Source organism: Bailinhaonella thermotolerans, from assembly GCF_003594875.1.
In the GTDB taxonomy this organism is placed as follows: Bacteria; Actinomycetota; Actinomycetes; order Streptosporangiales; family Streptosporangiaceae; genus Bailinhaonella; species Bailinhaonella thermotolerans.
Map to the genome: position 1 here is coordinate 1 of NZ_QZEY01000042.1, position 6,440 is coordinate 6,440.

Consider the following 6,440-nt stretch of genomic DNA (forward strand, 5'->3'; position numbering starts at 1 on the left):
GGGGGCCGTCACCGGGGGCACAGGGCGCCGACCAGGTCGGCGACCGCGTGTGCCGCGGAGATCGTCAGGGTAACCGGCTGGGTGGCGGTGGCCGGGGTGCTGGGGCGCGTGGCGCGGACAACGATTCGGCCGCCATGGCGCCGGGAGCCGGTCAGGGTGGCGGAGAGGCCGGCGGCGGTCAGCGCCGCGGCGAGGCGGGAGCCGGCGGCGTTGATCTGGGCGTCGGTGGCCGGTTCGGCGGCGGGGCGGGTGTCGGTGGTCATGTCGTCCTCCGGTCGGGTTGTCCTCACCGCAGAACGTACACGTATCTGAGCCCATTGCGCAACACCCGTGGGGGGAGTCGTTGGCCATAAAGGAGGCGCCCGCCCCCGGGGACGACGGTCCGGGGGCGGGCGCCGGGCGATGACCCCGCGTTGTCCGCGGTGGCAGGGGCGGAGTGAAAGCCCCAAACCGTGATCAGCGTATTACGGTGTGGCATAGCGCGCCTGTGAGACACGCGAGACAGACTGGTAGACAGCGCGCGGGGGCGGCCGGGGGAGATCCGACCTTCCCCCGGCCGCCCACCCTCGGGCCCAACCGGACCGAACAACATTCCGAATCCCGTCCGGTAAACCCGGTTGGGCCCCTAATCGTCTGTCGTGTCATGGTGTGGGATCGGGCGTCAAGTACCCCGCGTTGACAAGCGGGGTAAGGCATGTCGGAAATGGTGCAAAAGCTGCCCGAAATACCCCTAGCGTGTACCTGTTCCAAACCGGTACGCTTCCCCGCAAGGGGGCCGTACGGGGCGCCGCGGCACGGCTGGTGTGTGGAGATCCGACCTTCGCACAAGGGCTGACGCGGCGCCCCGCATCCTTTTCCGCCTTGCTCGGGCCGAAATAGGGCTATCCGTCGGCTGATCCCCCATTGGCGCGGTCCGTGTCTTCCCTGGCGGATCGAGTCGCCGGCGGATACACCTCATTCCCTCCCCGTAATACCTGAAGTTGCGTTCCGCTTTTCGCTGCCCGTTGAACGTGAAACCTCTTCGCATAAACGTGTCGCGCCTATTTCGCGACATGATCGCGACGATGCCGTTATCTGTCGCGTAGGAGCTCCTCGACCTCTTCCAAAGGCCGGCCACGGGCGCGCATCGCATCAGCCCACGCCGCGGCGTACGCGGTGACCTCGTGCTTGGTCAGGTTCCGCTTCCGGGTCGGCCGCCCCGGAAGCGCCACCACGTACTGACGCAGCGGTGCCGGCGTGACGCCGAGGTACTTGACTGCCGTAGCGGCCTCGAGCGCCCGTAGCAGCTTGACCCGGTGGACGTGTGCCGCGCGCCCCTTGGGTACCTCGGCCACCGCGACGGCCCCCACCGTCTCGACGCGGGGCGGCGGCGTCGCCGGGATCAGCATCGCGATCCGCTTCCCGCGCGCCGTCACGGCGAGGCGCTCGCCACGCGTCACGCGAGCCAGGTAGCCGGCCATGTCATTGCGCAGATCCGATGTGCGGACCTCGGTGACCGGGCCGTCTCCGGCCGCGTCGTGTGCGTCGCCCATGACCGGTCAGTGTACGTGAGGGCGGGTCCATTGGGCCCCGAGGCGGCGGCCGCGCGTCACTCGCGCGCGGGCGCATCCTCGGCGGCCTCCGCGACGGGCGCGGGCTGTTCCCACCCGCACAGCTCGCGCGCGTACGCGGCGCCGCGCCTGGCCGCGGCCCGAAGGGCCGCAGGCGAATCCCCCCAACTCCTCTTGAAACGTGTGGGCGGCGCGCTGTCCGAGCCGGTGCCGTGCACGACACGGAGCGGCGGCCTCGCGTCTTCAGAGTCCATCTCATTCCCCCTAGTCATCCATTGACCTTTCTGTGTCGCCTCAGTGCCGGGGGTCTCCTGCGCCTCATTGCACGCGGTACCTGTCGCCTCATTGCACGGGGTCTCGCCGCTACTGGCCGGTAGGTCTGTCGCCTCAGTGCACGGGGTGTGGATAACCGGCGCGTCGTACACGGTGTAGTGCTTGGGCTTGCCCGAGCGCGGGCGGGAGGAGATGTACCCGACCTCCTCGAGCAGCTCGAGCATGCGCCGGGCGGTGGCGGTGGAGACCGGCGCGCCGTCCTCCCGGCGCATCACCGCGGCCATCTCGGCGTACCCGGGAGAGTCGTCGTCGTCGAGGCGGCCGACGTCGCGCCAGTGGCGCAGCGCCAGGAGCAGCCGCACCGCCCGGGCCCGGTGCCGGCCGAGCCTTTCATCACACAGCATCTCCGAGACCTGGTGGCGCCCGATCAGATGCCACCGGTTGATCGGCAGAGGCCCCGTACGGAGCCGCTCGGAGTCGGGGTCGCGGGTCAGGTACTCCCCGAGCTCTCCTAGGGCCTCCTGCGCCGTCTGACGGCATACTCCGGCGTACCGGGCGAGCGTGGCGGTCCGGGCGTTGCAGCCCTCGCCGCTGGCGAGCTCGGCCACGATCACGTACAGGCACGCGGCGATGTCGCTCACGCCGGGGTCGAACACGGGTTCGATGTTGACGCGCCAGCGGCGGCGCCGCCGTACGACCCACGCGGCGTCGTCGTGGGGCGGGTGCGCAGGTAGGGGAGGGATTGAAGCGGTCTGCATAGGGGTGCGTCCGTTCACTATGGACGTCCCATGTCTCGGCCGTTATGGGCTGTTGGCGGGCCGCACTGATACTCTGGGAGTGCGTACGGTCCCCCTGCATAGGACGTCGCAGCGAGACCCGCCGAGGTTGTGATCGCCAAATCAACAGGACATCGGCGGGTTTTCGCATTTTCTCTGGGTCGTTCGTATTCGTACAAGTCCGCGAGACGCCGGGGTCCCGGATGTTGTGCATTCGTGCCCTGATGACCGAGTCCCTCGGTCGCGCGTCGGCGGGCGGCCCGCTGTGACCTGCTCGGCCACGTCTCACCCGCGAGCGCGACGGACGAGGGGCCCGGCCCGGCGTTCAGGGAGCACACAGCCAGATCCGCAACGTCGTCGTTGGCAAAGGTTCTACCTCATTTGGCTACATATCATCACCCCCTGTTGCCGCCGATTTCGGATCTGTGACTGCGACTCCGGCGGGATGGGGGGCGTCTGCTACGCGGCCCGATCCCGCCGGCTGGACGGTCGGCCCGGCGGGGCGACGCGGGCACCCGGGCTGCCCTCGGCGGCGATCACCGCGGCGAGGTAGGCGGCGCTGGCGGCCTTGTACGCCGCCTGGGCCTGCGCCCACTGGTCCCACATGTCATCGGAGAGTTCGCCGTACCGGGCGGCGGCGATGGCCATCTCCCGTTTAAGCGAGTAATAGCGCACGATCTCAGCGTCCAGGCGCCGACTGGCCTCGAGCAGCTCGGCCGTGAGCAGCTCGGCGGCGGCGGTGGGCCCCACGCGGCCGCTCACGCGGCCGCCCCGGCGGTGAGTCTCACGGAGCCACAGTGGCACCATGCGCCCCGGATTTGGTGGATTTGCGGCCCCTCGGCGAGGCGCGTCGCGAGGTCCTCGCCGTGGCGATCAGGGGTGGTGTCGTCGACGTAGGGCAGCCTGACGGCGTACCCTGCAGGTAGGGGTGCGCGCACGCGCGTGCCTCCGTTTGGGTAGTGGTTCCCGGCCGTGGGCCTGGCTCGCGTATCCGGAGCGCCCTGTACTTGGCGGTGGAGGGCGATCCGTGGCGGGCCTGGCCTGCGGCCGATCCTGTAGATGCGGTTGTCGTGAGTGCTAGGCGGCGACCTCCGAGGTGTGGTGCCGAGCCCGCGCGAACGTCTCGCGAGACCAGCCGGGGAAGATCCCCACCGTCACATCCGGGTTTGGCCACGTGCCGAGCAACCGCAGCTTGCGCAAGGTGCTCACGCTGATACCGGCGCCGACCGCGCAGGCCCGCCCCGACAGGTACTCCTCAGGCCGGTTGCGCCAGCGAGCCGGCGGAGTCTCGCCGACGTATCGGCCGCCTTCGCGCGCCCCGGAGATCGGCCGCCCCTGCGCGTCGAGACGGCCGGTCTCCTGCGCCCACGCGATCAGGCGCGCCCGGTCCCAGCCGGGCACGCCTGGCCCATCGGCCGCAGGCACGAGCACCACATCCGGGTCGAGGAACCACCCGGTCTGTCGCATGTCCCGGAGCGTCTGCACGCTCCGGCCGATCAGCTCGGCGCACTGCGCGAGCGATAGATAGCTCCTGCTCTCCTGTTGCTGTGTCACGTGGTCGTGTCCTTTCCGGGAGGGACGCGCCCCACCGTACGCCCAAGACCGCGCCACTGCAACGGGGGTGGGGGGAGTCGGCTTTACGGCGTGTCGCCGGGCTCCACCCATACCCACTCGACGTCGTCGCCGATGGGGCGGGTGCCGAGCCAGTGGGCGCCGAGCGGGTGCGGCGTGGAGTCGAGCGACGCCGGTACCGCGCGCATCCGCATCACGCGCGCCCGCAGGCCCCCCGCGACGTGGTTACGCAGCCGCTTCTCCGCCCACTCGCGCGCGGCGGCGCTCGTTTTCACGGCCTTCTCGTTCACCGGGCGCCACTCCTGAGTGGGGGGGTGCCACTGTTCGACCTCGGCCATGTACCACGTGGTCGCCGTTCTGGTCGCCATGGTTCTTCCTTTCGTGCGGGAGCGGCGGTCAGGCGGTGAACATGTCCGGGGTGGTGGGGTCCTGGTCGGCGAACAACGCCCCCTGCGCGCCGCGCGTACGGCCGAACGCGGCGGGGGACAGCTCGAGCCACCCGCGCGGCCGCGGCGCGGCGGGCTCGTCGGCGAACAGGTCGAGCGGCAGCGTGCCGCACGGGTCTCCCGGGGGCGTCAGCAGCATCGGCAGGCCGGTCTCCGGCTGCCGTCCGAACGCCTCGGGCCGCAGGTCGAGCCAGTTTCTCGGCATGACTTCCCTTTCGTTCCGGGGGTTGTCCTCACCTCGAAACGTACACGTATCCGATCCCATTGCGCAACATGGGTGGGGGGAGTCGCTAATAGTAGGAGACCGTGTCGAGCTGGTAGAACGAGTTCTCTGTGAGAGTCGTCCGGTACTGAACGATCATCTGGGTGGCGGTCACCCGGACCGCGAGCACGACGTTGTCGGCCAGGACCGGCAGCGTGAAATCCAAGGGCGTGCCCGACGTCGGCCGGGCCCCCACCGGCAGGTTGACCATCGCCTGCCCGACCGGGGGCGTCGCCGACGTCGGCGATCCGATCTCGCCCTGCCACTGGATCAGCCCATCCCCCATCCGCCGCCACTGCGGCGTCGGTGACGAGAGCCGCCACCCGTTGAGCATGTCGCCGGCGACCAGCGAGCTCCACGCGGTCGGGTCGGGCACCACACCGCCCCCGGCCATCACGCCGCCGTCGGCGCCGACCGTGAGCCCCTGCCCGGCATCCGCGGACAGGCGCCACGTCGCCCGCTCCGTGACCGCGTCCCAGCTCATCCCGGGCCCGAGCGCGGACGGGACGCAGTCGACCACGGCCGCGCAGTCCGGGGCCGTCGACGGCGCCCACAGCCCATCCGCGCGCATCTCCAAATCGGTGGGCTCGGCGATCTTGACTGCGAGCTCCTCGGTCCCCGGCAGCCACTCGAGCCCCGGCCCGGCCAGGCGCGCCATGCACGCGCGGACCTGGCCGCAGTCCATCGCCACCGCCGGCCCGGCCACCACATACGGGGCGGCCCCCGACCCATCCCCCGTCACCGTCACACCGTCCGCGCCCTGCACAGCACAGAGGCACACGTGCCCGCATCCCATGTCAGGCCCCCGCGTACCGGATCGAGTCGAGGCAGACGAAACTCCAGGTCGTGGAGTTGATGTTGGTCCGCACCGCGCCCATGCTCCCGTCAGAGCGGATGGTGACGCTGACGACGGCGACTGCGCCCTGGTTGCCCACCACCCGGAATTTGCTGTAGCGGCCGGCGGGCACGCGTAGTGCTGTGGGTAGGCCGGTGTACACGTTGGCGGCCGCGGTCGTGCTCGTCCGGTTGATCACGCCGCGCATCTGGACGAGCCCGTTGGGCCAGCGCCGCCACTGCGGCGCGGGCGTCCCCAGCGCCCACCCCGACCCGAGCCCCGCCGTCGTGAACGCGGTCCAGGCCGGGCCCGGCGGCGCCCCCCCTTCCGGGGCATAGAGCCCGTCAGGGTTGACGGTGGCGACGTTGCCGACGTCGGTGGAGATCCGCACTCCCAGAGTCCGCGCCCCCGCGGACCAGACGAGCCCGGGCCCCCACGCCGCGGCCGCGCAGTCCTGGATCTGCGTGCAGCCTGCCCCCGTCGCGCTGGCGTACAGCCCTTGATCGGCACCGAACGTCAGACCATTTCCCGGGGCCGCGGACAGCCGCACGTCCAGCCGCCGCGCCCCGGTATCCCACACCAGGCCCGGCCCGATCCCCGGGGCGGCGCAGTCCTGGATCGGCACGCACGGGTCGGCGCCGCCCGGCGGCCGCGCCGCCACCACGTACGGCTCACGCTCCGAGCCGCGCCCGTCCACGCGCACATTCGCGCCGGCCTTGACCACGC

General features: G+C 71.1%; 9 protein-coding genes. All 9 read right to left on the reverse strand.

Translation table 11 applies throughout. The annotated features are described in order from the left end of the window. Positions 1-8 precede the first annotated feature (8 nt). On the reverse strand, positions 9-263 hold the full coding sequence (locus D5H75_RS40565) for a hypothetical protein (RefSeq protein WP_119931962.1): 255 nt from the start codon (positions 261-263) through the stop codon (positions 9-11). 807 nt (positions 264-1,070) lie between these two features. After that, positions 1,071-1,532, reverse strand: a complete 462-nt coding sequence (locus D5H75_RS40570) for a type II toxin-antitoxin system Phd/YefM family antitoxin (RefSeq protein WP_119931963.1) — start codon at positions 1,530-1,532, stop codon at positions 1,071-1,073. Between the two features lie 56 nt (positions 1,533-1,588). Continuing rightward, the gene (locus D5H75_RS40575; RefSeq protein WP_119931964.1) at positions 1,589-2,479 is read right to left on the reverse strand and encodes a hypothetical protein; all 891 of its coding nucleotides are present in this window, start codon (positions 2,477-2,479) and stop codon (positions 1,589-1,591) included. A gap of 579 nt (positions 2,480-3,058) precedes the next feature. Beyond that, positions 3,059-3,361, reverse strand: a complete 303-nt coding sequence (locus D5H75_RS40580) for a hypothetical protein (protein ID WP_119931965.1) — start codon at positions 3,359-3,361, stop codon at positions 3,059-3,061. Between the two features lie 315 nt (positions 3,362-3,676). Further along, a complete protein-coding gene (locus D5H75_RS40585; RefSeq protein ID WP_119931966.1) occupies positions 3,677-4,153 on the reverse strand; it encodes a hypothetical protein in 477 nt (158 codons plus the stop codon). 83 nt (positions 4,154-4,236) lie between these two features. Then, the gene (locus D5H75_RS40590; protein WP_119931967.1) at positions 4,237-4,539 is read right to left on the reverse strand and encodes a hypothetical protein; all 303 of its coding nucleotides are present in this window, start codon (positions 4,537-4,539) and stop codon (positions 4,237-4,239) included. A gap of 28 nt (positions 4,540-4,567) precedes the next feature. Continuing rightward, entirely contained in the window at positions 4,568-4,822 is a 255-nt protein-coding gene (locus tag D5H75_RS40595; protein WP_119931968.1) for a hypothetical protein, read from the reverse strand. An 85-nt stretch (positions 4,823-4,907) separates the two neighbouring features. Further along, a complete protein-coding gene (locus tag D5H75_RS40600) occupies positions 4,908-5,621 on the reverse strand; it encodes a hypothetical protein (protein ID WP_147425481.1) in 714 nt (237 codons plus the stop codon). A gap of 55 nt (positions 5,622-5,676) precedes the next feature. Further along, on the reverse strand, positions 5,677-6,440 hold a 764-nt coding region (locus tag D5H75_RS40605), incomplete at its 5' end, for a hypothetical protein (protein WP_206781988.1).